The sequence below is a fragment of the Candidatus Latescibacterota bacterium genome, assembly GCA_020633725.1.
Classification (GTDB): Bacteria; Krumholzibacteriota; Krumholzibacteriia; order JACNKJ01; family JACNKJ01; genus VGXI01.
Genome location: JACKDC010000001.1, coordinates 466,762 through 491,606 on the forward strand (window position 1 = coordinate 466,762; position 24,845 = coordinate 491,606).

Below are 24,845 nucleotides of genomic sequence, written 5' to 3' on the forward strand. Positions count from 1 at the left end.
CCGCCGCGGCGGGAGGAGGGGCATGCCCCGGGACCGAACGGCGCGCGCCGCCGCACGCTGGCGAGAGCTGGTGGACGCGATCCGAGAGCACGATCGCCGCTACTACGCCGAGGCGTCGCCCACCATCAGCGACCAGGACTACGACGCGCTGATGGCCGAGCTCGTCGCCCTCGAGGCCGCGCACCCCGCGCTCGCCCGGCCGGACAGTCCCACCCAGCGCGTGGGCGAGGCGCGCGACGCGGCGTTTCCGCCGCACGTCCACGCCGAGCCGATGCTCTCGCTCGCCAACACCTACAGCCGGGCGGAGCTGGACGAGTTCTTCGCCCGCACGCGTCGCGCGCTGGAGGCGGGCGACGACGCGCCGCTCGACTGGTCGGTGGAGCCCAAGGTGGACGGCGTGGCCCTCTCGCTGGAGTACGTCGCGGGGCGTCTGGAGCGGGCCGCCACGCGAGGCGACGGGGTGCAGGGAGATCTGGTGACGCCCAACGTCTTCACCTTTCTCAACGTGCCCGCGCAGCTCGCCGAGCCCGTGAGCCTCACCGCGCGCGGCGAGGCCTACCTCGACCGCGAGCGCTTCGCCGCGCTGAACGCCGCGCGGGCGGCGGCCGGCGAGGAGCGCTTCGCCAACCCCCGCAACCTGGCCGCGGGCACGCTGAAGCTGCTGGACAGCCGCGAGGTGGCGCGGCGGGGGCTGTCCCTGGCGGTCTATGCCGTGCTCGGCGACGAGCTCGGCGACACGCACAGCGGGCGCCTCGAGCGCGCGGCGACGCTGGGGCTGCCGGTGCTCGCCACGCGCCGCTGCCGCGGGGAGGAGGCGGTGCGCGAGGCCGTCGATGCGCTGGACGCCGAGCGCGCGGCATTGCCCTACGCCACCGACGGCGCCGTCATCAAGCTCGACTCCCTCGGGCTCCAGGCCCAGCTCGGCGCCACGGCGCGCTCGCCGCGCTGGGGCATCGCCTACAAGTTCGCGGCGGAGCAGGTGAGCACGCGGCTGCGCGACATCGTGCTGCAGGTGGGGCGCACGGGTGCGGTCACCCCCGTGGCGGAGCTGGATCCCGTGCAGCTTGCGGGGACGACCGTGAGCCGCGCGACGCTGCACAACCGCGACGAGATCGAGCGCAAGGACCTCCGCGTCGGCGACACGGTGCTGGTGGAAAAGGGCGGCGAGGTGATCCCCAAGGTGCTCGGCGTCCTGACCGACGCGCGCGACGGCAGCCAGCAGCCCTTCGTCTTTCCCACGCGCTGCCCCGCCTGCGGCGCGGCGCTCTCCTTCGCCGAGGAGGAGGTGGCGGTCCGCTGCGAGAACCCCCGCTGTCCCGCCCAGCTGCGGCGGCGGCTCGAGCACTTCGCGTCGCGCGGCGCGCTGGACATCGAGGGCCTCGGCAAGCAGTGGATCGACGTGCTCGTCGACCAGGGCCTGGTGGAAGGCTTCGCCGACCTGTTCACGCTCACGGAGGCGCAGCTGCTCGAGCTGGAGCGCATGGGGCCCAAGAGTGCGGCGAACCTGGTGGCCGCCATCGACGGGGCGCGCCGCCGGCCCTGGCGCGCGAAGCTCTTCGCGCTCGGCATCCGCCACGTGGGCGCCGAGACGGCGCGCATCCTCGCGGCGCGCTTCCCCGACCTCGCGCGGCTGCGCGCGGCCACGCTGGAGGAGCTGCAGGCGCTCGACGCCGTGGGGCCGGTGGTGGCCGCCGCCGTGCTGGAGAGCCTGGCGGCCGAGGGGGTGAACCGGGAGCTCGCGGCGCTCGAGGCGGTGGGCTTCTTCGACGCGTCGGACGCGGAGGCGCCCGCGCCCGCGGCGGACGGCCCCCTGGCCGGCAAGACCGTGGTCATCACCGGCAGCTTCGCGGACGTCGACCGCGACGCCCTCAAGGCCTGGTGCGAGGCGCGGGGCGCCAAGGTGACGGGCAGCGTCTCGTCCCGCACCGATCTGCTGCTCGCCGGCGAGAAGGCCGGCAGCAAGCTGAGCAAGGCGCGCGAGCTGGGCGTGGAGATCTGGGACGAGGCGCGCCTCCGCGCGCTGAGGGACGCCGAGGCGTGAGGCGCCTCGGCGTTCGCGACTGGCTGGCGGCCACGCACCGCCCGGCCTGCCTGGACCTGCGTCCGGCGGAGGACTTCGCGCGCGGGCATCTGCCGGGTGCGGGCAACGTCCCCCTGGACGAGATCGACGCCCGCATCCACGAGCTGCCCCGGCGCGGGGCGGAGCTCTTCGTGGTGGGGGGCGAACTCGCCGCCGAGGGCGCCCATCGCCTGCAGCGCCGCGCGCGCTGGTCGCTGGCCTGGACCGACGAGCCGCCCGCCGACTGGCCGGCCGACGCGCTGGACCTGGGCGCCGCCAGCCCGCTCTGGTCGCCCAGCCCCTGGCTCGCCGAACACTGGCAGCTGTTGCCGGCCGGCGGTCGCGTCCTCGATCTGGCCATGGGCAGCGGCCGCAACGCGGTCTGGCTGGCGCTGCGGGGGTTCCGGGTGGAGGGCGAGGACATCCTGCCGGAGGCCGTGGCCTTCGCGCGGGGGCTGGCCGCTCGCCACGGAGTGGACCTCGACGCGCGGGTGGGGGACGTCACCCGCCCGGACGCGCTGCCGCGTGCCGCCCTTGACGGGCTCCTGGTTTTCAACTTCCTTCACCGGCCCCTGCTGCCCCGGCTGGCGGACGCGCTGGCCCCCGGCGGGGTCCTGATCTACGAAAGTTTTCTCCAGGGGCACCGGGGCAAACCGCGCCGGCCCCAGTGGCTGCTGGAGCCGCTGGAACTCCAGCGGCACTACGAGGATTTGCTGGAAATCGTCGCCTATCGCGAAGGGGAGCGCGAACCGGCCGCGCGCACGGCGTCGCTGGTGGCGCGCCGGCGGCCCCGTTGACCGCGGCCAGACCCGTGTGCGATAATAGCTTCCGTTCGAATGACAGAATGAGGTTCCGGCGGCGCGCGACCGGCGACGAAGCGGTCGGCCAATCTTACACCGGGCCTGGCGGACTGCACCGGACGTCACCGCCGTCCCGCGGCAAAGGACACGCATGCTGGATCTGATCGCTCGCTACTTCGCAGACGGCGGCCCGCTGATGTGGGCCATCCTCGCCATCGTGGGCGCTGCGGCGGCAGTGATCGTCGAACGGGCCGTCTTCTTCCTGCTGCGCTGCCGCGACCGCTCCGGTCCGCTGGTGGCCGAAGCCGTGAGCGCCCTGAACCACGGCCTGCCGGAGCGGGCCCTGCGGGCCGTCACCCGGCAGCGGGGACCGCTGAACGCCGTGCTGGCCGTGGCCATCGAGCGCTACCGCGACGGCCACAGCAACAGCGAGATCCGGCAGGCGGTGGAGGAGGTCGCCCTGCGCGAGGTGCCGCGCTTCTCCCAGCGCCTGGGCTACCTGAGCACCTTCGCCAACGTGGCCACGCTGGCCGGTCTCCTGGGGACGATCTTCGGCCTCCAGGTGGCCTTCCGCTCCCTCGTGGTCACCAACGCGGCCGAGAAGGCCGCCGTGCTCGCCGCGGGCATCGCCCAGGCGATGAACACCACCTCCTTCGGCCTCATCGTGGCCATTCCCTGCCTGCTGGCCCATGCCGTTCTGGTCAATCTCCAGAGCCGACGTGCCGAGGACCTTGATGCGGGCGCCATGCGTCTGCTCAACTACCTCGAGAACCGTCCGGAGAAGCCGGACGTGATCGCGGGCCGCATTTCCGCCTAGGCACGTTCACCGAGCTTCGCGGGCAGCCGGCGAGAAGGAGCACGCCATGACCCAGCGCACGCGCGGCCTGGGCGCGCGCCGGCCGACGGCCGCGGTCGGCGGGGCGGACGTCAACGTCACCCCCGTGCTCAGCATGTTCACCATCCTCATTCCCTTCCTGGTGAGCATGGCGGCCTTCTCGCACTTCGCCGTGCAGGTGTTCCGTCTCTCGGCGGCCGAGGCGTCGGCCACGGCCACCGACACCAGCCCGCCGCTGCTCGTGGCGCTGGGGGCGGAGGGCGTCCTGCTGGCCAAGGGGGACGAGGAACTGGGCCGCCTGCCCGGAGCGGGCCAGGGCGCCACCAGCTTCGCGGCGCTGGACAGCGCCCTGGTGGCGCTGCGCTCGCAGGGCCTGGCGGGCAACCGGGTCGTGGTGGCGGCGGAGGACGGCGTCCGCTGCGCGTCGCTGGTGGCCTGCCTGGACCGCTGCCGCGGCGTCGGCTTCGACGAGGTGAGCCTCGCCGACGGCCTCGCCGAGCCCCTGCCGACGCTCGTCACGCCGGAGGCGTCCCCGCGATGAGCGAGCCGTCGAAGAGCATCCTGCCCAAGGACGCGCGCAAGGGCGCGCCGCGCAGCGCGGGGAGTCCGCCGCTGACGTCGCTGGTGGACATGATGACCATCCTCGTCGTGTTCCTGCTCGTGAACCTCAGCGTGCAGGGCGACCTCGCGTCGAGGGCCTCGGACATGCAGCTGCCCACGTCGAGCAGCCCATCGCGGCTGGCGCCGGCCCTGTCGGTGGAGGTCACGTTGAGGCAGATCAGCGTGGAGGGCGTGCCGGTGCTGCCGGTGGCAGAGGCCGTGGCGGCCGACTCGCTGGTGCTGCCGACGCTGCTCGCGGCGCTGGAGGGCGCGGGCGACACGCAGGGCGTCACCCTGCAGTGCGACCGCGATCTCGACTTCGCCGTCATCAAGCGCGTGCTGCGCACCTGCGCCGCGGCGGGCATCCGCGACTTCGCCCTGCTGGCCGAACAGGAGACGCCGTGAGCGACGCGCCGGCACAGAACGACGCGCGCGCCGAGCGGCGGGAACGCCTGCTGGCCAGCTATGCGGTGGCGCCGCCGCGCCGCGGCCGCGATGGCCGCTTCCTGGCCTTCCTCGCCGCCTGCGTCCTGCTGGCGCTGGTGGCGGGCGCGGGGCTGCGCGCCGCCGCGCCGCCGGGTCCGCCGCGCACCGCCGTGCCGGTGACGCCGGCGCGCTTCCAGGTGGTCCCGGCCGTGCACCTGCCGCGTCCGCCGGCGCCCGCGCAGCCTGCGCGCGCGCGAGTCGCCGGCGGCGGCCGTGCCGCGCAGCGTGCCCGTCACGCTGCCCGCCGCCGCGCCCAGCCGCGAGACGCCGCCCGCGTCCAGCGCCGCGCCCGCCGCCGCTGCCGAGGGCGCCGCGAGCGCCGCGCCGCCGCGCAAGGTCTACGGCGTGCGCAAGATCTACGGCCGCGCGCTGGGGGACGACACCGGCGGCGCCTTCCTCACCGCCAAGCCGGGCAACAGCACCGGCGGCCCCATGGACAGCCTCGTGGCGCGGCCCGAGGATCTCGTCGCGAACGCCGTTCCGCTCAGCGGCGTGGATCGCGCGCCGCTGCCGCTCTACGTCGAGCGGCCGGTCTACACGCAGGCCATGGTCGACGCGCGGGCGAGCGGCGTGGTCAACGCGCGGCTCCTGGTGAACGTGCGCGGCGAGGTGGAGCAGGTGGACGTGCTCGACGACTTCGGCTTCGACTCGGCCCGGCTGGCGGCCGAGGCCTGCGGACGCTTCCGCTTCGAGCCCGCGCTGCGGCAGGGCGAGCCCGTCGCCGTGTGGATCCTCTACAAGATTCGCTTCGAGTTCGCGGGGTGACGGGGATGCGCGCGCTCATGGCCTGGCTGTCCCTCGCGCTGGCGCTCTCCGCGCTCGCGCCCGCCGCCGCGCTCGCGCAGGAGGGCGCCGAGCCCGACGTGCTGCCCGAGCTCGTCCACTTCGCGCCGGCCGAGTACCCGCGCGCGGCGCTCCGCGCGGGCATCGAGGGCGACGTGCTGCTCGAGCTGCTGGTGAACGCCGGGGGCGAGGTGGACTCGGTGACGGTGGTCGAGCCGCTCGAGCCCTCGCTCGACGCCGCCGCGTCGTCGGCCGCCGCGCGTTTCCGCTTCACGCCCGCGCGCGTGGCGGGCGAGGCCGTCCCCGTCCGCCTGCTCTACAGCTACGCGTTCTCGCTGCGCGACGAAGCCCGCAAGATCGCGCCGGTCACGAAGCTGCGGGGGCGCGTGCTGGAGCGCGGCAGCGGCCGTCCCCTGGTGGACGCCACCGTGGTGCTGCACTTCCCGGCCGCCGTCATGGACAGCGTGATGGCCCTGCCCTGGCCCATCGTCATGGAGCGCCTCGCGAGCCTGCCCGGCCAGTTCGGCGGCGGCGACAGCCTGGTGGCCTACTCCGACTCCACGGGCGCCTTCCGCTTCAGCGCCATCCCGCCGGGCCTGCTGCGGGTGGTCGTGCGGCGGGGCGGCTTCCGTGAGCTGGACACGCGGGTGAGCGTGCCCGTCGACGGCGCGCTCTCGCGCGACTTCGCCCTCGCCCGCAGCAGCGTGGCGGCCTACGAGCTGGTGGTGGAGGGGCACGACCGGGATCGCGAGGTGTCGCGGCAGCGTCTGACCGCCGTGGAGGTGGAGACGCTCCCCGGCTTCGGCGGCGACGCCGTGCGCAGCGTGCAGTCCATGCCGGGCGTGGCGCGTCCCGTGCTCGCGGACCCCGGCTCGGTGACGGTGCGCGGCAGCGGCAGCTACGACACGCGCTTCTTCCTCGACGGCGTGGACATCCCCCTGCTCTTCCACTACGGCGGCGTCAAGTCCACCTACAACAGCCTGGCCCTGGGCAGCGTGGACCTCTACCCGGGCGGCTACGGCGCGAGCTACGGGGGCTGCGTGGGCGGCGTGGTGGAGCTGCGGGGCCGGCCCGGCCGCCGCGACCACTGGCGGCGCATCGTGGACGCGGGACTGCTGGACGCGTCCTTCCACGCCGAAGGGCCGCTCGGCGAGCGGAGCAGCCTGCTGCTCACCGGGCGCCGCAGCTTCGTGGGCGAGGTGCTGCGCGCCGTCCTGTCGGGCAGCAACGACTACCAGATGACCCTGTCGCCCTACTACTGGGACCTGGTGGCGCGCTACGACTTCACGCGCCGGCCCGAGGAGCGCTTCTTCGTCACCGCCTTCGCGGCCCGCGACCGCATGGACCTGCTGGTGCCGAGCGCGGACCAGGGCGACCCCAGCGTGAACGCGGCCACGAACGCCATCGCCATCGACGCCAGCTTCAGCCGCTTCATCCTGGGCTACGACCGCCCGCTGGGCGAGCGCTTCGACAACATGCTCCGCGCCTCCTACGGGCGCTCGCAGCAGCGGGGGCACGTCTTCGGCTACTTCGACTTCGACCTGCACGGGCCCAACTGGCAGCTGCGCGACGAGCTCACGGCCGCCGTTCACTCGCGGGTCGACGCCACGCTGGGCCTGGACCTCAACTACGCCCCGGTGCACTACGCGGTGCGCGCGCAGGACTGGCCCGCGGCGCTCCAGAATCGCGACAGCTCCGACCTGGGCGCCTACCTGTCGGTGGAGTGGCGTCCCACGGAGTCGCTGCTGCTGCGCCCGTCCGTGCGCGTGGACGACTACTGGCAGAGCGACGCCACCGAGACGAGCCTCCGCATGAACGCGCGCTGGCGGCTCGGCGCGCGGCACGCGCTGAACGCCGCCCTGGGCAGCTACAACCAGCCGTCCCAGCCGCAGCCGACGGGCAGCTCGCTCCAGCTGGTGGACGGCGGCGCCTCCCTGCCGCCCACGCTGGGCCGGCACGCGGTGCTGGGGGAGGAGTGGCGGATCTCGCCCCAGCTGCGCCTGGAGACGCAGCTCTACTACAACACGCAGCGCCGGATCCCGGTGGCCGTGGAGGAGTCGGTGGACGGCTACCGTCCCAGCGCCGAGGCGCGGATGGGGGGCCTCGAGCTCACGCTGCGGCGCGAGAGCGGCGGGCGCTTCTTCGGCTGGCTGAGCTACACCCTCTCGCGCAGCGAGCGGAAGACGCCCGTGCGGCCGGCGAACGTCACCCAGGAACCCGACACCTCGGGGCTGCCGAGCACGGCCGGGCCCTGGGACCCCGACCGCTGGGTGCTCTACGCGCTGGATCAGACGCATCACCTGGAGGCCCTGGGCTCGTGGCGCGTGACGCCCACCTGGTCGCTGGGCCTGCGCCTGCAGGTCGTGAGCGGCAACCCGGTCACGCCGCTGCTCAACTACGACAGCCAGCAGTTCGAGTTCGACGCCGACACCGGCGACTACCAGCAGGTGCTGGGCGACTATCTCAGCGATCGGCGCAGCCCCTACGTCCGCTGCGACATGCGAGTGGACAAGCGCTTCGTGCGCGGCTCGTCGATCTGGCAGCTCTACCTGGACGTGCAGAACCTCGGCTACTTCCTCTACAACAGCCCCGAAGGCTATGACTACAACTACGACTTCTCCGAGCGGCGGGACTACGGGTGGATCATCCTGCCCGCGCTCGGCTGCCGGGTGGAGTTCTAGGATGAAGATCCGACGGCGCCCTCGCGTCCTCGCGGCGCTCCTGCTCGCGGCGCTGCTGCCCGCCTGCAGCCAGGACTTCTTCGACCTGGAGATGCACCTGGGCCGCGAGGACAAGACCCGCCCGATCGCCATCGCGGTCGAGCCTCCGGAGGCCGCGCCCGGCGACTCCGTCCGGGTGACGCTCCGCTACTACACGCCCTTCCCTGACGACTGCACGCTGAGCTGGCGCCTCGCGCTGGACTACAACGCCGGCGAGTTCGCCCCGGACTACGTGGAGCGGGTGCTGCTGCCGCTGGATCCAGCGCCGCCGACCGCCCTGGGCAACGGCCTCTTCGCGCAGGAGTTCTGGCTGGCGCTGCCGGACTCCGCGCTGCTCGTCTCCAGCGCGATCGACGACCCGGTCTCCGATCCGGCCACGGTCGCGCTGATCCGTCAGCTGCTGCCGCTGGGCCCCGACGAGCTGCCCGACAAGGCCCTGGTGGAGTCCCTGCTCGCCACCGTGACCCCCGAGGATCTGGCGACCCAGGACCCGGCCACGCAGGCGACGGTCCTCGCCATCGCCGATCGCTTCGCCTGCCGCGTGCTCCTGCGCGCGTCGATCCACTGCGAGCTGGACGTGGACGTCACCCGCACCGTCACCGTGCGCCACAGCGCGCGCCTGGGCAGCGAGAACGCGAACACGAATCCCCAGGCCGACGCCTACGAGGTGCTCGCCATCGCGCACCCGGACGTGTCCTGGGCCGACCACGCGTCCTACGCCGGCGTGACGCAGCACTACCCGCTCGCCGCGGACGGCCCGGTCACGGAGATCCCGCGGCACGCCGACTGGACCTACTACGCGGTCCTGCCGCCGATCCGCGAGTCCTACAGCTCGGCCCTGGACGGGTCGCCGCAGCGCGAGGCGACCAGCTTCCGCTGGTACTACCTGAACCTGGATTCGCCGTCGGACGACTACGCCCTGCTGCGCAACGACGCGGGGGACGAGACGGAGATGTGGGCCCTGGACGAGAGCGCGCGCCTGCTGCCGCGCGCGGGCGAGAGCGTCGACTACCGGCTGATCACCTGCCTGCGCGACGGCCGCCCCGACTGGGAGTTCTACCAGTTCGCGCCGGGGTTGACGGTCTTCGAGGGCACGCTGCGTTTCGTGGACCCCTGAGCCTCGGCCGAGCACGCGAACGCCCCGCGCGCCGTGCTGGGCGGGCGGGGCGTCGACGTGCGAACGATCGGGCTAGAGCAGCGCGCCGATCTTCTCCACCATCTTTTCCTTCGGCGCGAGGCCGATCTGCGTGCCCTTCACCTGGCCGTCCTTCATGAAGAGCACGGTGGGGACGGACATCACGCCGAACTTGCGCGCGCTGCCCTGGGCCTTGTCCACGTCCACGTGGGCGACCTTCAGCCGGCCCTTGTACTCCGTGGCGATCTCCTCGACGATCGGATCGAGCTTCTTGCAGGGACCGCACCAGGTGGCGCTGAAGTCCACGAGCACCGGGATGTCGCTCTGGGTGACCTCGGTCTCGAAGTTGTCGTCGTTGACGTGCAGGACGTCGCTCATGGTTCCTCCTCCAGTGCGCGCTCGCAGTGAGCGATGGGCGGTCAGTGCGCGGCCAGGACCCGCTCCATGATCGGGGCCAGGTCCTCGGCCTTCTTGAAGCCCGCGAAGCGCTCGAGCTCGCGGCCCTCCGAATCGAAGAAGATGACGGTGGGCATGCCCACCACGCCGTAGCGCTTCTGCACGGCGGCGTTGTTCTCGTCGCGCTCGGTCATGTCCATCTTGATGGACGTGAAGCCCCGGGCCAGCTCCAGGATGCGCGCCTGGTTGTAGGTCTTGTGGTCGAGCTCCTTGCAGGCGGCGCACCACTGGGCCCAGAAGTCCATCATCACGGGCGTGTCCGCGGCGGCGGCCTGGGCGAAGCCGTTCTCGGCGTCCCAGACCCACTCGGGCTCCTGATGCGTCGCGAGGGCGACCCCCGGCGCGCCGCCGCCCCCGGCGGGCAGCAGCTGCGGGGCGAAGCCGCGCAGTCCCGCGCCGATGGTGAGCACCGCGCCCAGGATCCAGAGCAGCAGCAGCACGCCCTTCATGAGACCCTGGCGGTGGCTGGCGTTCTCCGGCAGCGGATGGAAGGCGCCCCAGGCGGCCAGCGCCAGCACGAGGGCGAGGCCGAAGGCGAGGGTCAGGATCCAGGCCGGCACCAGCGCCCGCAGGAACCAGAGGGCCAGGGCCCAGAGCATGAGCGCGAAGAAGTGCTTCACGCCGTCCATCCAGGCGCCGGCGCCGGGCAGCGCGGCCAGCGCGCCGCTGAAGGTGCCGAGCACGAGGAAGAGCAGGCCCAGGCCAAGCGCGAAGACGAAGAGCAGCCAGAAGCCGAGGAAGAGGCTGCCGGTCTGCGCGACCCAGGTGAGCAGCACGACGAGCACCGGCCCCACGCAGGGCGCGGCGATGAGGCCCGTCGCGAAGCCCATGAGCACGGGGCCGAGAAAGCCGCCGCGCGCGCCGCCGACCTTGCTGGTGAGGCCGCTGGGCAGCTGGATGTCGAAGAAGCCCGCCATGGAGAAGCCCATGGCGCCCACGAGCAGCGCGATGGCGCCGTTGACCCAGGGATTCTGCGTGGCCTGTCCGAAGGCGGCGCCGGTGGCCGCGGCGAGCAGGCCCAGCGCCGAGTAGGTGATCGCGATGCCCAGCACGAACCACAGCGACAGCACGAAACCCTTCAGCGGGTTGCCCTTCGCGCTGCCGCCCACGTAGCTGATGGTGATGGGGATCACCGGGTAGACGCAGGGCGTGAAGCTCGTGAGCACGCCGCCGAGGAAGACCAGCAGGAACGCCAGCCAGCTGCCCGAGGCCAGGGCGCGCGCGAGGCGGCCTTCGAGGCCGCCGCCGGTGCCGAGCGCGGGGGCCGCGCTGTCGCCCTGGCCGCCGCCGCTGGGGTCGACGCCCGCCACGCTCAGCGGCGCCCAGGCGCTGCCGGCGGGGGCGAGCTCGAGCGCCAGCGTGGCCGTGGCCTCGTCGGGCGGGAAGCACATCTCCACCTCGCCCTCCTGGCAGATCTGGTACTCGGCGACGGCGCGCAGCGTCACGGGGCCGCTCGCGGGCAGCGTGACGCGCGTCCACACGGGCACCTCGCCGCGGTAGACCTGTCCGTCCTCCACGGGCTCGCCGCGCGGATAGCGCGGCTCCTCGACGGCGAGGGCGGGCTCGGCCGTGAAGTCGACGGTGAAGAACGCGTCGGTGAGGTGGGTCCCGGCGGGGATGCTGTAGACGAGCACCACCGGCACCGTCTCGCCCGCCACGGCGCGGTCGGCCATGAGCTCGAGGCGCACGGGGACCGGGGGCGGGCCGAAGCCGCCGCCGTCGCCCAGCGCGCCGCCCGCCGGCCCGGGCGCGGCCGCGGACACCGGCAACGCCAGCGCGCCCAGGAGCAGGGCCAGCGTCAACCGCGTCCACAGTCTCACGCTCCGTGGCGCTCTGCGCAGACTCCACCCGAACATCGCAACTCCCCTCGTGGCTGGGATTTCGGACCAAGATAGAGCATGCCGCCGGGTCGGGCAACAGGATTGAAATGGTCTCCCAGGGCGCTTGTGGCCCCGCGCGCCCTTGGGCATACTCCGATGTCGCCCGCAGGTTCGAGGATTCAACCCCACGCCGACGATGAACAGCGCACTCGCCATCCGACTCTCCCCGACCACCGACGCGCCGGCCTGGACCCTCGATCCGAGCCCCGGGGCCGCGCCGGACCTCGCCGCGCGCCGCCTGCCGCTGGATCTCTTCCTGGCGCTCTTCCTGCCCGAGCGGCCCGCCCCCGACGGCGCCGCCTTCGGCGAGCTCGACGCCGACGCGCTCGACCTCGACGCCCTCGCCCTCGACATCGCCGCCATCGACTGGACACCTCTCGCCGTGGAGACCTGGGGCCTGATCCAGGGCCTGATGGCGGGCGGCGGACCGCCCCTCGCGGCCTGGGCCGCCTTCGCCGCCGAGGGGGGCCGCCTGGCGGCCGAGCGCGCGATGGCGGCGAAGCGTCCCGCGCGACGCGCTGCGACCGCGGCCGGCGCCCTTGCCGGCGGCGGCGAGGCGCAGGTGGAGGCCATCTTCGCGCCGGGGGGCGCGCTCGCCACCTTGATGGGCAAGGCCTTCGAACTGCGCGACGGCCAGCGCCAGATGGCCCTCGCCACCTGGCAGGTGCTCGCAAGCGGCGGCGACCTGCTCGTCGAGGCGCCCACGGGCACGGGCAAGAGCCTGGCCTACCTCGTCCCCGCCGGGCTCTTCGCGCTGCAGCACGGCGAGCGCGTGCTCGTCTCCACGCACACGCGCAACCTGCAGCAGCAGCTGCTGGGACGCGACCTGCCCCGCCTGGCCGAGGCGGACTGGTTCCCGGTGAACTGCGCGCTGCTGGTGGGACGGGAGAACTACGTCTGCCGCCGCAAGCTCGAGCGCTTCCTCGAGACGATGGGGGACGATCCCCGCCAGCGACTGGCCGCCGCCGCGCTGCTCGTCTGGCGCGATCGCAGTCCGCAGGGACTGGTGGAGGAGCTTGCCGAGCACCCGCTGATCGACCCCGCGCTGCTGGAGGACCTCCGCGCGCGCAACCAGAGCGCGGAGGAGAGCCGCTGCGCCGCGCGCAGCAACTGCTGGGTGACCCGCGCGCGCGAGCGCGCCCGCGGCGCGCAGCTGGTGGTGGTGAACCACGCGCTGTTGCTGGCCGACCAGGCCGTGGGCGGCGCGGTGCTGGGCGAGTATCGCCATCTCATCGTGGACGAGGCCCAGCACCTCGACGCGGTGGCCACGCGGGCGCTGGGCGTCACCCTGTCGGCGCGCGTGCTTGACGGTGCGCTGGCCGTCATCGCGCCGGAGAATCGGCAGCTCGGCTGGGGCGAGCGCGCGCTCGCGCGCTGGCTGCCGGCGCTGAAGGCACTGGCCTCCGACGGCGAGGCCGTGGGCGCCGCGCGGGAGTGCCTCCTCGAAGCCCTGCCCGAAGCCCGCGCCGCGCTGCGCGCCCTGCTCGACCGCCTCGCGGCCCAGGGCGCGGTGGCCCGGGCCATGGCCGACACCGGGCGCCTGCGCTACCGCGAGGCGCAGGCGCTGGGACGTCACCTCGCGAGCGAGGCGGGTGCGCTGACCGAGGCGCTGGGCGCCGTCGCCCGCGCGGCGCGCGCGCTGCAAGGGGCGGCGCGGGACGTCGCCGCGCCACCGGGCAAGGAGCCCGAGCTGCGCGGCGAGCTGGAGTCGCTGGATCTCATCGCCACGGGCGTCGACGAGCTGCGCGAGCGGCTGGGCTTCCTGCTCGCCGCCGAGGGCGAGGACTTCGTCTTCTACCTGGAAGGCGACGCGCGCGGCGGCGTCCGCGAACTCGTGGCGAGCCCGGTGGAGGTGTCGCTCGAACTGGGCGCCTTCTTCCGCGAGAAGCTCGATGCGCTGCTCATGACCAGCGCGACGCTCACGGTGCAGGGCAACTTCGACTACTTCCGGCGCAAGGTGGGCCTCGAGTACAGCGGGCGCACGGCGTTCGAGCTCGCGCTCTCGAGTCCCTTCGACCTGGCGGCGCAGGCCACGCTGCTGCTGCCCACCTACCTGCCGGAGCCGGGGCGACCGGGCCACGTTGAGGCCGTCGTGGAGCTGCTGGCGCATCTCGCCACGGCGCAGCCGCTCAACACGCTCGTGCTCTTCACCAGCTACGGCGCGCTCGAGCGCTGCCGGCGCGGACTGCTCGAGCGCGGCCTGTCGCCGGAGCGGCTGCTGGTGCAGGAGAGCGGACAGAGCCGCGACGCCCTCGCCCAGCGCTTCCGCACGCGGCGCGGCGCCGTGCTGCTCGGCACGAGCAGCTTCTGGGAGGGCGTGGACTTTCCCGGCGACGCGCTGAAGATCCTCGTCATCACGCGCCTGCCCTTCGCGGTGCCGTCCGAGCCGCTGGTGGAGGCGCGCTGCGAGCGGCTGGCCGAGGCGGGCGAAGACCCGTTCATGGACTTCATGGTCCCCGAGGCGGTGCTGCGCTTCAAGCAGGGCTTCGGGCGGCTGATCCGCGGGGCGAGCGACGAGGGGCTGGCGATCTTCCTCGACAGCCGGCTCGTCCACAAGGGCTACGGCCAGCGCTTTTTGCGTTCACTTCCCGCGGAGACTCGACTATGTTTCGATCCGTCGACGCTGGAGGATGAACTCCACGCCTGGTACGTCTCGCGGCCGCGCCCGACGCGGCCCGGCGCCTGAAGCCGCCGCGCGCGGGACACGCGACACCGACCCGCAGGACACGAGGGGGACACGATGCTGGAGTTGAGCCCGGGCCAGGTCCGCGCGCCTCGGGGCAGCGCACTGCACTGCAAGGGCTGGCTGCAGGAGGCCGCCCTGCGCATGCTGATGAACAACCTGGATCCCGAGGTGGCCGAGCGGCCCGAGGACCTGGTGGTCTACGGCGGCACGGGCAAGGCCGCGCGCAACTGGGACTGCTTCGCGGCCATCGTGCAGGCCCTCACCGACCTCGAGGCAGACGAGTCCCTGCTCGTGCAGTCGGGCAAGCCGGTGGCCGTCTTCCGCACGCACCCGGACGCGCCGCGCGTGCTGATCGTCAACAGCCAGCTCGTGCCGGCCTGGGCGAGCTGGGAGCAGTTCTGGGCCCTGGAGAAGAAGGGCCTCATGATGTACGGGCAGATGACCGCCGGCTCGTGGATCTACATCGGCACCCAGGGCATCCTGCAGGGCACCTACGAGACGCTCGCCGAGGCCGCGCGGCAGCACTTCGGCGGCACCCTGCGCGGCACGCTCACCCTCACCGGCGGCCTCGGCGGCATGGGCGGCGCGCAGCCGCTGGCCGTCACCATGAACGAGGGCGTGGCGCTGGTGGTGGAAGTGGACGAGCAGCGCATCGACCGCCGCCTCGAGCACCGCTACCTCGACGTGAAGTCGAAGGACCTGGACGACGCCCTCGCGCGCTGCGCGGCGGCCAAGGCCAGGGGCGAGGCGCTGAGCGTGGGCCTGCTCGGCAACGTGGCCGAGGTCTTTCCCGCGCTGGTGGAGCGCGGCGTGACGCCGGAGCTCGTCACCGATCAGACCAGCGCCCACGATCCGCTGAACGGCTACGTCCCCGCGGGCCTGAGCCTCGCGGCGGCGGCCGACCTGCGCGCGAAGGACCCGGACGAGCACGTCCGCCGCGCGCACGCCAGCATGGCGGCGCAGGTGCGGGCCATGCTGGCGCTGCAGTCGCGCGGGGCCGTCACCTTCGACTACGGCAACAACCTGCGCGGCGGCGCGGTGAAGGGCGGCGAACCGCGCGCCTTCGACTTCCCCGGCTTCGTGCCGGCCTTCGTGCGTCCGCTCTTCTGCGAAGGCAAGGGGCCCTTCCGCTGGGCGGCGCTGTCCGGCGACCCGGCGGACATCGCCGCCACCGACGCCGCGATCCTGGAGCTGTTCCCGGAGGACGAGGCGCTCGCGCGCTGGATCCGCATGGCGTCCGAGAAGGTGCACTTCCAGGGACTGCCCAGCCGCATCTGCTGGCTCGGCTACGGGGAGCGCGAGCGGGCGGGTCTCGCCTTCAACCGGCTGGTGGCCGAGGGCAAGGTGAGCGCGCCGATCGTGATCGGGCGCGATCATCTCGACAGCGGTTCGGTGGCCAGTCCGTACCGCGAGACCGAGGCGATGCAGGACGGCTCGGACGCCGTCGCCGACTGGCCGCTGCTCAACGCCCTGCTCAACGCGGTGAACGGCGCCACCTGGGTGTCCATCCACCACGGGGGCGGGGTGGGCATCGGCAACTCGATCCACGCGGGCATGGTGATCGTGGCCGACGGCACGCCCGAGGCCGAGGCGCGCCTCAGCCGCGTGCTCACGGGGGACCCGGGCACGGGCGTGATGCGCCACGCGGACGCGGGCTATCCGCGCGCGCTGGAGGTGGCCGCAGAGCGCGGCGTGCGCACACCCCTCGTCCAGCCCGCGCGGCCGCTGTGAAGGCCACGCTGATCGTCCGGGGCATCGGCCAGCTCGCCACGCTGGCCGGTCCCGCGGGCCCGCGGCGCGGCCGGGCCATGGACGACCCCGGCCTCGTGGCCGGCGCCGCCCTCGCGGTGGCGGGGGACCGGATTCTGGCGGCGGGGCCCGAGGCGGCAGTGCTTGCCGCGGTGACGACCGGTCCCGACACCCGGGAGCTGGACGCGGGCGGCGCCCTGGTGACCCCGGGCTTCGTCGATCCCCACACGCACGCCCTCTTCGGGCGCTACCGGGCCGACGAGTTCGACCTGCGCGTGCGCGGAGCGGCCTACGTGGACATCGCCGCCGCGGGCGGGGGCATCCACGCCAGCGTGGCCGACTTCCGCGGCCGCAGCGACGAGGACCTGCTGGCGCTCAGCCGGCCCCGCCTGCGCCGCATGCTGCGCTCGGGAAGCACTACTATAGAGGTGAAAAGCGGTTACGGCCTCGACCTCGAGCAGGAGTTGAGGGCGCTTCGCCTCATCGCCGCCCTCGACGCGGAACTTCCGGGCACCCTGGTCCCCACCTTTCTCGGCGCGCACGAGATTCCGCCGGAGGGGCGCGCCGACCGCGACGCCTACGTGCGCGCGATCTGCGAGGACTGGCTCCCGGCCGTGGCGGCCCAGGGCGTCGCGCGCTTCGCGGACGTCTTCTGCGAGCCCAGCGTCTTCACCCTCGCCGAGAGCGAGCGGATCCTGGCGGCGGCGGCCGCCCTGGGCCTCGGCCTCAAGATCCATGCGGACGAGATCGCCGCCGGCTACGGCGGCGCCGCCCTCGCGGCGCGGCTGTCGGCGCTGAGCGCGGACCACCTGATCGTGATGGCCGAGGCGGACATCGCCGCGCTGGCGGCGTCGAACACGCTGGCCGTGATGCTGCCGGCCACCAGCCTCGGCCTCGCCAGCACGCAGTTCGCGCCCGCGCGCCAGCTCGTGGACGCCGGCGTGGCCCTGGCCCTCGCCACGGATTTCAATCCCGGCTCGAGCTGCTGCGAATCCATGGGGCTGATCGTCTCGCTGGCCGCGAGCGCGCTGCGGCTGACGCCGGCGGAGGCCCTCTGCGCGGCCACGCTCAACGCGGCCTGGGCCTGCGGCGAGGGCGAGCGCGCGGGCAGCCTCGAGCCCGGCAAGCGGGCGGACTTCGTCCTTCACGATGCCGCCGACCTCCGCGAGCTTCCGTATCACATCGGCTTCGCGTCGGCGCAGCGCGTCTACGCCCGCGGCGAGGTCGTGGACTTCGCGGAGGACGCCTGCCGCGACCGGCCCCTCGCAAGAACGTAAGTCCTGTCGAACGGCCTGCCCATTTTGCAATCCACCGGGCACTTTCTTGCGCCCCGTCCCTTTCCCAGGGGGCGGCGGGGGTGCCGAGGCCTGCCCGCAATCCCTTGCAGTGCATCAGCTTGCCGCTTTGAGGCGCGTCGCCCGCGATGGAATAGCCCTTGCTGACTCGGCGGAGACCCTGATTCCAGGGCAGGGGTTCCTGTGCTCGGGAAAGGAGAGCCCTTGAGCCGCATCCAGGAGTTGAAGCGCAACCTGAGCTTGGCTCTCCAGGAATCCTCCTGGGACGACGCGCTGGCCGTGCTCGAGAAGCTGGTCAGCGTCGAGGAGTCGCAGCCCGCCTATCACAACCAGATGGGCGACATCCTCCTCAAGTCGGGACGCCAGGCCGAGGCCATCACCAGCTTCATGCGGGGCATCCACGCCTACCGCGAGCTGGGGATGTACTCGAACGGGGCGGCGCTGTGCAAGAAGGTCCTGCGCCTCGAGCCCGAGCAGCGCGAGGCCATCTGGGTGCTTGGCGAGCTCAAGACCCGGCAGGGTTTTCTCGCCGACGGCGCCGAGCACATGCTCGAAGGGCTCAAGCTCTACGCCGAAGACGACCCCATGGACCGCAAGTCCGTCCTGACGCTGCTGGAACAGGCCGAGACCCTTCAGGCGGGCAGCCGCGAACTGCTGAGCTACGTCGCGAGCACCTACACCCGGATGGGCGAAAAGGAACTCGCGCGGAAGGCGACGCTGCGGATGGCGGACCTCGAGGAGCGCGAGGGCCATCGCGATCGCGCGGAGGCGCTGCGCGGCGAGGCCCGCAACATGGCGCCCGCGGGCGGGCCCGAGCCCGCGCCGGACAGCGCCGCGCCGGCAGCCCCCGCCGGCCCGGTGCTCGAGAAGCGGGCGCGGCCGAGCATCCCCACCGCCGAGGAGATGGAGAAGCTCACCATCACGAGCCCCGGCGAGCCGCTGCCGCTGGCGCCGACGCCCTCGGCCGCGGCGGGCGGCAACGGTGGAGAGAAGCACGAGGACGAAACCGCGGAGAGCGCTCCGGAGCCCGACGACGGCTTCGAGGCCTTCACCGTGGCGACGCCCGCCGACACCGCGCCCGCGCCCGAACCCGCACCGGAACCCGCACCCCCGGCGCTGGAGGCGGACGCGGAGCCCGTGGGCCTGGACGACGGCACCGAGGACGACGAGACCGCCGCGCTCGCCGAGTCCATGCTCGCCCAGCTCGAGCGCAGCGGCCTGCCCGAGGTCGAGGTGCTGCCCAGCAACGGCGACGACGACGAGCTGCTCACCACGCGGCAGGTGGCGGACTCGCTGGTCTCCCAGTTCCATCTGGACGACAGCGTCGAGCTGCTGCACAGCACGCAGGGCGACGACGGGCCGGCGGCAGCGCCCGCGGCGCCCGACGAGGCGGGGGGCCTCGCCGAGCTGATGGACAGCCGCCAGGGCGGCGACGCGCTCAGCAATACCCAGAGCGCGCCGAGCGGGGGCTCGTCCCAGGGCGACGCCGACGAGCGCCTGCCACTCGCGGACGTCAGCGACGGCCTCGCCTCGGACCCCGGCGACGGGCACGCCGCCGGTGGACTCGACCTCGACGGCCTGGAACTCGTCTCGGTGGAGGACAGCCTCAAGGAAGCCGAGGGCGAGTGGAAGCGAAAGGCCGAGGACGAGGCGCGGGGGCGCGGAGAGACCCTGCCCGGACGGGAGGGCCGTCGGCGGAGCCTCGACCTCGACAGCACCGGGCATCCGGGCGAGGACGGCCATCTCAGCTTCGGCCTGTCCACCACGGCGGGCGAGGCGCTGCAGACCGACGACATCGACGAGGTGCTCGGCGAGTTCAAGCGGCGCATGAAGGAGCAGATGGGCTCCATGGCGCCGGAGGAGCGCTACCAGCTGGGCGTTTCCTACATGGAGATGGGCCTCTTCGAGGAGGCGCTGGAGGAGTTCGAGCACACGCTGGAGCACAAGGTCCTCGGCCAGAAGACCCGCGAGTGGATGGCGCGCTGTCTGCTCGAGCTGGAGCGGCCGCGGGAGATCGTGCTGCTGCTGCAGACGCGCCTGGACGCCGAGACCTATCCGCACAAGTCCATGGTCGAGCTCTACTACCTGCTGGGCGAGGCCTACGAGATGCTCAAGGCCTGGGACCTCGCGCTGGACGCCTTCACCAAGGTCTACCAGCTCGACAGCGAGTTCCGGGACGTCCAGGCCAAGCTTGCCAAGCTGACCACCGCCTAGTACGCTGCCCCCTTGGCCCCGAAGGTCCGGCGCTGCGCTGGACGCGAAGGGGTGGGGAGGCCCTCTGCGCTACGATCTCCACAGCCACAGCACCGCGTCCGACGGCGTGCTCTCACCGGCACGGCTGGTGTCCCGGGCCGCCTGGGCGGGACTCGACGGCCTGGCGCTCACCGATCACGACTGCGTCGACGGCGTCGACGAGGCGCTCGCCGCCGCGGACGAGCACGGCCTCGAGCTCATCCCCGGCATCGAGCTGAGCGTGCAGGTGGACGGCCGCGACGTCCACGTCCTCGGCTACTGGATCGACCACGCGAGCGACACGCTACGCGGCATCCTGCTCGAGCTGACCGCGATGCGGCACCGTCGCGCGGAGCGCATGGTGGACCTGCTCCAGTCGCTGGGCTGCGCGGTGACCTACGGGGACGTCCTCGAGCAGGCCGGCGACGGCAACCCCGGCCGCCCGCACGTGGCCAAGGCGCTGCTCGCCCGCGGCGAGGTGTCGAGCCTCGAGGACGCCTTCGCGCGCTACATCGGCGACGACGGCCCCGCCTACGTCCCCAAGACCCTCATGGACCCCGAGCGCGGCTTCGCGCTGCTCGCGGAGTACGGCGCCGTGCCCGTCTGGGCCCACCCCGCGCTCACGGACTACGAGCCCTTGCTGGAACGCTTCGTGTCGCTGGGGCTGAAAGGCCTGGAGGTGGACCACCCGAAGCACTCCGTGCTGGACCGGGAGCAGCTGCGGGCGCGCTGTCGCGAGCTCGGCCTCGTGGCCACCGGCGGCAGCGACTTCCATCAGCCCGGCAGCGGCGCCAGGGATCTCGGCGCCGAGGGCGTGGCGAGCGAGGCGCTGGCCGCGCTGCGCGCGTTGCGGCCGGCCGGGCGGGGTCGCCTTGACCGTCCCGGGGGCATGGGCTAAGGTCCCCGCGCGTTGACATCTGCTCGCCTCGCCAAGGAGCCAGGGTGCGCCGCACCGTTCGCATCGCCCTCTTCGCCGCCCTCGCGGCCGCTCTGGGTTTCCTTCTCGCGCCCGTCCCCAACGTGGAGCTCGTGACCTTCAGCCTCTTTGTGGCCGGTAGCGCGCTCGGCCCGACGGGAGGCGCGGCGGCGTCCCTCATCGCCATCGCCCTCTACTATGGACTGAACCCCTACGGCTCGAGCCTCGCCTTTCCGCTGCTCTTCGGCGCGCAGCTCGTGGCCGGACTCTGGATCGCGGCGCTCGGCGCGCTCTGCGGACAGCTCTGGCGCGGCCTGCCTTCCGCGGCGCGAGACGGCTGGGCCGGCCGCGCGCTGCTGCTCCCCTTCGCGCTGGCGGCCGCGCTGGCCCTGCCGCTCCTGCCGGCCCTGAGCTTCGCCCTGCTGGGCGGCGGCGCGTGGCAGGGCTGGGCGGCCCTCGGCCTCCTCATGACGGCGGGTTCGCTCGGGGTCAACGCGCTGATCTTCCTCAGCAGCTACGGACCGCTCATGCGGCAGGTGGCGCGGCTGGACGCGGCGGGACGTCATGCCTGAGCGGGGGCGTCGACTGCTGCTGGCCCTGGCGCTCCTGGCCCTGGCGACGGGCGCGCCCGCCCAGACCTGGCGCGTCGACGGCGAGGCGCTGCGACGGCTGCACGCGGACACGCTGGAGGACGTCCTCCGCGCCGCGCCGATGCTCACGGTGGAGCGCCAGGGCGGCGAGGGCCTGCCGTATCGCGTGCTCGCGCCCGGGGCGCGCCCCGGCGAACTGCTCCTGGTGGTGGACGGCGTGCCCTGGCGCGACGCCTGGACCGGCGAGCCGCTGGCCGAGGAGCTGCCCATCGCGCTCGTCGAGGCGGTGGAGCTGGACCTGCGGCCCCAGCTCGCGGACTACGGGGACGCGGCGCTGGCGGGCGTGATCCGCGTGACCACGCGGCGTCCCGAGGCGCCGCGGGTGCAGACCCGGCTGCAGCTCTCGCGGGGCAGCTTCGGCCAGCGGGGACGTCACCTGACCTTCACGACGCCGCCGGGCGACGTCGCCGTGCTGGTGGGCCTGGACGAGGTCTTCGCCGAGGGCTATCCCTTCAGCGCCGTGTGGAACGGCGAACCCGTGCAGACGAGCGCCACGCCGGAGATCAGCCTGACGCGCCGGCGGCAGCTCAGCACGCGGGTGCTGCTGGACGGGGGCGGCGCGGGGCCGCTGGAGCTGTCCTTCGAGGGCAGCGCCTGGCATCTGGATCGCAGCGGCACCCGCTTCGACCCCTGGTACCGCGAGCGCACCCGTTTCGCGCTGCAGCTGCCGTCGAGCCCGCTGGGCGCGCTGACGCTGAGCCACACGCTGCTGGACCGCCACAGCGCGGACGGCCGCGCCACCGACGCCGGCGTCGCGCTGCGCTGGTCCCGTCCGCTGGCGGGGGACGCCCTGCGACTGCTGGGCGGCGCGGAGCGTCATCAGCTGGGCTTCACCGTGGACGGGGAGCGTGCGCCGCTGCCGCGCCCCGCCTGGCTCTGGCTGGGGGCGCGGGGCGAGGCCGCGCTCGGCGAGCGTCTTCGCGCCGCGCTCGGCGGCCGCTTCACGGCGCCCTACGAGCGCCGGGGACGGGTGCAGGGCGAGGCGTCGCTGCGCTGGACCCTTCCGGCCGGCTGGGCCGTGGAGGGCTTCGCCGCCGGTGGGCGGGGCGACGTCGCCTGGGGACGAGACCGGGTCCCCGACCTCCAGCGCTGGCCCGCCGCGCTCAGCGCTCCCGGCGAGGCGCCCGCCGGCGACCCGCTGCTGCGGACGGGGGCCGCGCTGGACCGGCAGGGAGAGTCGTTCTGGGCGCGCCTGCTCGTCGCGCACGAGGAAGGCGGGCTGGACTGGGTCCTCGTGGAGACCGACGCGGGCGGCGCCTGGCGCGCGGCGCCTGGCGAGGCGCGTCAGGCGCTGGGCGCGACGCTCGGGACGCGCGTGAAAGGCCTCGGGGGCGTGATGGCCGCGGCGGTCGACCTGAGCGCCGAAGGTGGCTTCGACGAGGCCTCCACCGCGGAGCGCGCCTTCTATCCGCTGGCCGCGCGGGGAACGCTGAGCCTGGGCCGCGCCTTCTTCGCCGCCGATGCCCGCCTCACGCTGGACGGCGGACTCGAGTTCCGCGGCGGCCGCAGCGATCACGGGAACATCGTCAGGGCCTCGCTGGGCGCGGAGCTCCGCGTGCTGGACGCTCGCTTCTGGTTACGTTTGAGCAATGCGCTGGACTGGGCGGGGGAGGAACTGCCGGGCTTTCCCGTCCAGCCGTCGACGCTGCGCCTCGGCATCGACTGGCAACTTGATCACTAGACCGCGCAAAAGGGCACGTTCGGCCGCCTAGGGCGGCGGTTCGCGTCGTCGGCGCGCCCTCACGGGGAAGCTTGCGCCGCGCCGGGCGCTTCTGCGGACAGGGTTTGCAGAGTGCGCGCTGGCATATGCGTTGCCTCTCGGGGAACGGTGGCACCCGGCATGGATGCCCGGCCCCCGGAGGACCCGTGACCAACGAGAAACTCAGCGAGGCGCTCCTCGCCAGCAAACTGCTGACGCCGGAGCAGCTCGGCAATATTGTCGAGGCGCACCAGCGTCAGGGCGGAGCGCTGAGTCGCCACATCATCGAGAGCGGGTACATCGAGGAAGCCTCGTTCCGGGACTTCCTGTCGTCCGTCTTCCGCGTGGCGGCCGTCGATCTCGGCTCCATGGAGATCGACAACGAGATCATCAAGCTCGTCCCCGAAGACATCGCCACACGCTTCCAGCTGGTGCCCGTGGGCCGCCAGGGCCGCGTGCTCGAAGTGGCGATGGCCAATCCGGACAACCTCTTCGCCATCGACGACCTCAAGTTCTACACGGGTCTGGAGGTCCGTCCCCTGGTGGCGCCCGAGTCCGCGATCAAGGACGCGATCGACCGCTACTACGACCGCGCGCAGACGCTCAAGTCCGTCATGGACGAGATGGACGGCGACATCGACGTCATCGACGACGACGACGAGCTGCTGGCCACGCGCGAGATGGAGGCCGAGAGCCAGGCCGCGCCGGTGGTCAAGCTGGTGAACAGCCTGCTGGCCGACGCTGTGCAGCGGGGCGCCAGCGACATCCATGTGGAGCCCTACGAGAAGAACATGCGCGTGCGCTACCGCATCGACGGCATCCTGCACGACATGATGAGCCCGCCCAACCGCCTCAAGAGCGCGATCATCAGCCGCATGAAGATCATGGCCGAGCTGGACATCGCCGAGCGCCGCGTGCCGCAGGACGGCCGCATCAAGCTGCGCATCGGCAGCAAGAACATCGACATGCGCGTGAGCACGCTCCCCACGCTCTTCGACGAGAAGATCGTGATGCGAATCCTGGACAAGAGCAACCTCCAGGTCGACCTGAACAAGCTCGGCTTCCAGACGGGCCCGCTCCAGCACTTCCTCGAGGCGATCAAGAGCCCCTACGGCATGGTGCTGGTCACCGGCCCGACCGGTAGCGGCAAGACCACGACGCTGTACTCCGCGCTCACCAAGATCAACACGGTGGACGTGAACATCATCACCACCGAGGACCCGGTGGAGTACAACCTCGAGGGCATCAACCAGGTCCAGATCAACGACGACGTGGGGCTCTCCTTCGCCAGCGCGCTGAAGAGCATCCTGCGCCAGGACCCGAACATCGTCATGGTCGGCGAGATCCGCGACCTGGAGACCGCCAGCATCGCCACCAAGGCGGCCCTCACCGGTCACCTGGTGCTCTCCACTCTGCACACCAACGACGCGCCCAGTTCCATCGGGCGACTCATCGACATGGGCATCGAGCCCTTCCTGGTGTCGAGCTCTGTGCGGCTGATCCTGGCCCAGAGACTCGTTCGGCGCATCTGCTCCAAGTGCAAGGCGCCGGTCGAGATTCAGCCCGAGGTGCTGGTGGAGGCGGGGATGACTCCGGAGAACGCGCAGACGGCCCAGCCCCAGAAGGGGACCGGCTGCCCCAACTGCAACGGCACGGGCTATTCGGGCCGTGTCGGACTCTACGAGGTGATGGTGATGACGCCCCGGCTCAAGGAGATGATCCTCGACCGGGCGTCGACGGCGGAGCTCCGCGAGCGGGCCATCGCCGATGGAATGATCACGCTGCGTCAGGACGCCCTGTGGAAGATGGCCCAGGGAATGACGACGCTGGAGGAAGTTCTGAGGGAGACCAACATTGACTGAGA

At 73.0% G+C, this 24,845-nt stretch carries 18 protein-coding genes; 16 read left to right on the forward strand and 2 right to left on the reverse strand.

Annotated elements, in window-relative coordinates; all coding sequences use genetic code 11:
- Window positions 1–22: 22 nt before the first annotated feature.
- The 8 genes from ligA (at window position 23) to H6693_02035 (ending at window position 9,400) form a co-directional block, all read left to right on the forward strand.
- Complete coding sequence (ligA, locus tag H6693_02000) at window positions 23–2,041, forward strand: NAD-dependent DNA ligase LigA (protein ID MCB9514946.1); 2,019 nt, start codon at window positions 23–25, stop codon at window positions 2,039–2,041.
- Entirely contained in the window at window positions 2,038–2,856 is an 819-nt protein-coding gene (locus H6693_02005) for a methyltransferase domain-containing protein (protein ID MCB9514947.1), read from the forward strand. The genes ligA and H6693_02005 overlap by 4 nt, the downstream gene beginning before the upstream one ends.
- 154 nt (window positions 2,857–3,010) lie before the next feature.
- On the forward strand, window positions 3,011–3,676 hold the full coding sequence (locus tag H6693_02010) for a MotA/TolQ/ExbB proton channel family protein (GenBank protein ID MCB9514948.1): 666 nt from the start codon (window positions 3,011–3,013) through the stop codon (window positions 3,674–3,676).
- Window positions 3,677–3,722: 46 nt separating this feature from the next.
- The gene (locus tag H6693_02015; protein MCB9514949.1) at window positions 3,723–4,235 is read left to right on the forward strand and encodes a biopolymer transporter ExbD; all 513 of its coding nucleotides are present in this window, start codon (window positions 3,723–3,725) and stop codon (window positions 4,233–4,235) included.
- On the forward strand, window positions 4,232–4,699 hold the full coding sequence (locus tag H6693_02020; GenBank protein ID MCB9514950.1) for a biopolymer transporter ExbD: 468 nt from the start codon (window positions 4,232–4,234) through the stop codon (window positions 4,697–4,699). Before H6693_02015 ends, H6693_02020 begins: the two co-directional genes overlap by 4 nt.
- A gap of 294 nt (window positions 4,700–4,993) precedes the next feature.
- Entirely contained in the window at window positions 4,994–5,545 is a 552-nt protein-coding gene (locus H6693_02025; protein ID MCB9514951.1) for an energy transducer TonB, read from the forward strand.
- A 5-nt stretch (window positions 5,546–5,550) separates the two neighbouring features.
- A complete protein-coding gene (locus H6693_02030) occupies window positions 5,551–8,244 on the forward strand; it encodes a TonB family protein (protein MCB9514952.1) in 2,694 nt (897 codons plus the stop codon).
- Window position 8,245: 1 nt separating this feature from the next.
- Window positions 8,246–9,400, forward strand: a complete 1,155-nt coding sequence (locus tag H6693_02035) for a hypothetical protein (GenBank protein MCB9514953.1) — start codon at window positions 8,246–8,248, stop codon at window positions 9,398–9,400.
- A gap of 72 nt (window positions 9,401–9,472) precedes the next feature.
- On the opposite strand, the gene trxA is transcribed toward H6693_02035, so the two are convergent.
- Together trxA and H6693_02045 are read right to left on the reverse strand one after the other, a co-directional pair.
- Window positions 9,473–9,796 (reverse strand): thioredoxin, encoded by a 324-nt coding sequence (gene trxA, locus H6693_02040; protein MCB9514954.1) that lies wholly within the window; start codon window positions 9,794–9,796, stop codon window positions 9,473–9,475.
- A 41-nt stretch (window positions 9,797–9,837) separates the two neighbouring features.
- Window positions 9,838–11,694, reverse strand: coding sequence for a thioredoxin family protein (locus H6693_02045; protein MCB9514955.1), 1,857 nt, complete (start codon window positions 11,692–11,694; stop codon window positions 9,838–9,840).
- A gap of 196 nt (window positions 11,695–11,890) precedes the next feature.
- Between H6693_02045 and H6693_02050 the strand changes: the two genes are divergently transcribed.
- The 8 genes from H6693_02050 to pilB all read left to right on the forward strand — a co-directional run bounded on the left by H6693_02050 (window position 11,891) and on the right by pilB (window position 24,843).
- Window positions 11,891–14,440: a DEAD/DEAH box helicase gene (locus H6693_02050; protein ID MCB9514956.1), complete on the forward strand. Its 2,550-nt coding sequence runs from the start codon at window positions 11,891–11,893 to the stop codon at window positions 14,438–14,440.
- 54 nt (window positions 14,441–14,494) lie between these two features.
- The gene (gene hutU, locus H6693_02055; protein ID MCB9514957.1) at window positions 14,495–16,171 is read left to right on the forward strand and encodes a urocanate hydratase; all 1,677 of its coding nucleotides are present in this window, start codon (window positions 14,495–14,497) and stop codon (window positions 16,169–16,171) included.
- Window positions 16,168–17,466 (forward strand): imidazolonepropionase, encoded by a 1,299-nt coding sequence (locus H6693_02060; protein MCB9514958.1) that lies wholly within the window; start codon window positions 16,168–16,170, stop codon window positions 17,464–17,466. Before hutU ends, H6693_02060 begins: the two co-directional genes overlap by 4 nt.
- Window positions 17,467–17,688: 222 nt before the next feature.
- The gene (locus tag H6693_02065) at window positions 17,689–19,698 is read left to right on the forward strand and encodes a hypothetical protein (protein MCB9514959.1); all 2,010 of its coding nucleotides are present in this window, start codon (window positions 17,689–17,691) and stop codon (window positions 19,696–19,698) included.
- Between the two features lie 106 nt (window positions 19,699–19,804).
- Window positions 19,805–20,614 carry a PHP domain-containing protein gene (locus tag H6693_02070; protein ID MCB9514960.1) on the forward strand — a complete coding sequence of 270 codons (810 nt, stop codon included), beginning with the start codon at window positions 19,805–19,807 and terminating at the stop codon, window positions 20,612–20,614.
- 44 nt (window positions 20,615–20,658) lie between these two features.
- Window positions 20,659–21,204 carry a hypothetical protein gene (locus H6693_02075; protein MCB9514961.1) on the forward strand — a complete coding sequence of 182 codons (546 nt, stop codon included), beginning with the start codon at window positions 20,659–20,661 and terminating at the stop codon, window positions 21,202–21,204.
- Window positions 21,197–22,963, forward strand: coding sequence for a TonB-dependent receptor plug domain-containing protein (locus tag H6693_02080; protein MCB9514962.1), 1,767 nt, complete (start codon window positions 21,197–21,199; stop codon window positions 22,961–22,963). Before H6693_02075 ends, H6693_02080 begins: the two co-directional genes overlap by 8 nt.
- 185 nt (window positions 22,964–23,148) lie before the next feature.
- Window positions 23,149–24,843 (forward strand): type IV-A pilus assembly ATPase PilB, encoded by a 1,695-nt coding sequence (gene pilB, locus H6693_02085; protein MCB9514963.1) that lies wholly within the window; start codon window positions 23,149–23,151, stop codon window positions 24,841–24,843.
- The last annotated feature ends 2 nt before the right edge of the window (window positions 24,844–24,845 follow it).

What these genes read in the sequence shown, in the direction of transcription:
- ligA (MCB9514946.1), top strand. Translation starts at nt 23, where the DNA reads ATGCCCCGGGACCGAACGGCGCGCGCCGCCGCACGCTGGCGAGAGCTG.
- H6693_02010 (MCB9514948.1), top strand. Translation starts at nt 3,011, where the DNA reads ATGCTGGATCTGATCGCTCGCTACTTCGCAGACGGCGGCCCGCTGATG.
- H6693_02015 (MCB9514949.1), top strand. Translation starts at nt 3,723, where the DNA reads ATGACCCAGCGCACGCGCGGCCTGGGCGCGCGCCGGCCGACGGCCGCG.
- H6693_02020 (MCB9514950.1), top strand. Translation starts at nt 4,232, where the DNA reads ATGAGCGAGCCGTCGAAGAGCATCCTGCCCAAGGACGCGCGCAAGGGC.
- H6693_02030 (MCB9514952.1), top strand. Translation starts at nt 5,551, where the DNA reads ATGCGCGCGCTCATGGCCTGGCTGTCCCTCGCGCTGGCGCTCTCCGCG.
- H6693_02035 (MCB9514953.1), top strand. Translation starts at nt 8,246, where the DNA reads ATGAAGATCCGACGGCGCCCTCGCGTCCTCGCGGCGCTCCTGCTCGCG.
- trxA (MCB9514954.1), bottom strand. Translation starts at nt 9,796, where the DNA reads ATGAGCGACGTCCTGCACGTCAACGACGACAACTTCGAGACCGAGGTC.
- H6693_02050 (MCB9514956.1), top strand. Translation starts at nt 11,891, where the DNA reads ATGAACAGCGCACTCGCCATCCGACTCTCCCCGACCACCGACGCGCCG.
- hutU (MCB9514957.1), top strand. Translation starts at nt 14,495, where the DNA reads ATGCTGGAGTTGAGCCCGGGCCAGGTCCGCGCGCCTCGGGGCAGCGCA.
- H6693_02080 (MCB9514962.1), top strand. Translation starts at nt 21,197, where the DNA reads ATGCCTGAGCGGGGGCGTCGACTGCTGCTGGCCCTGGCGCTCCTGGCC.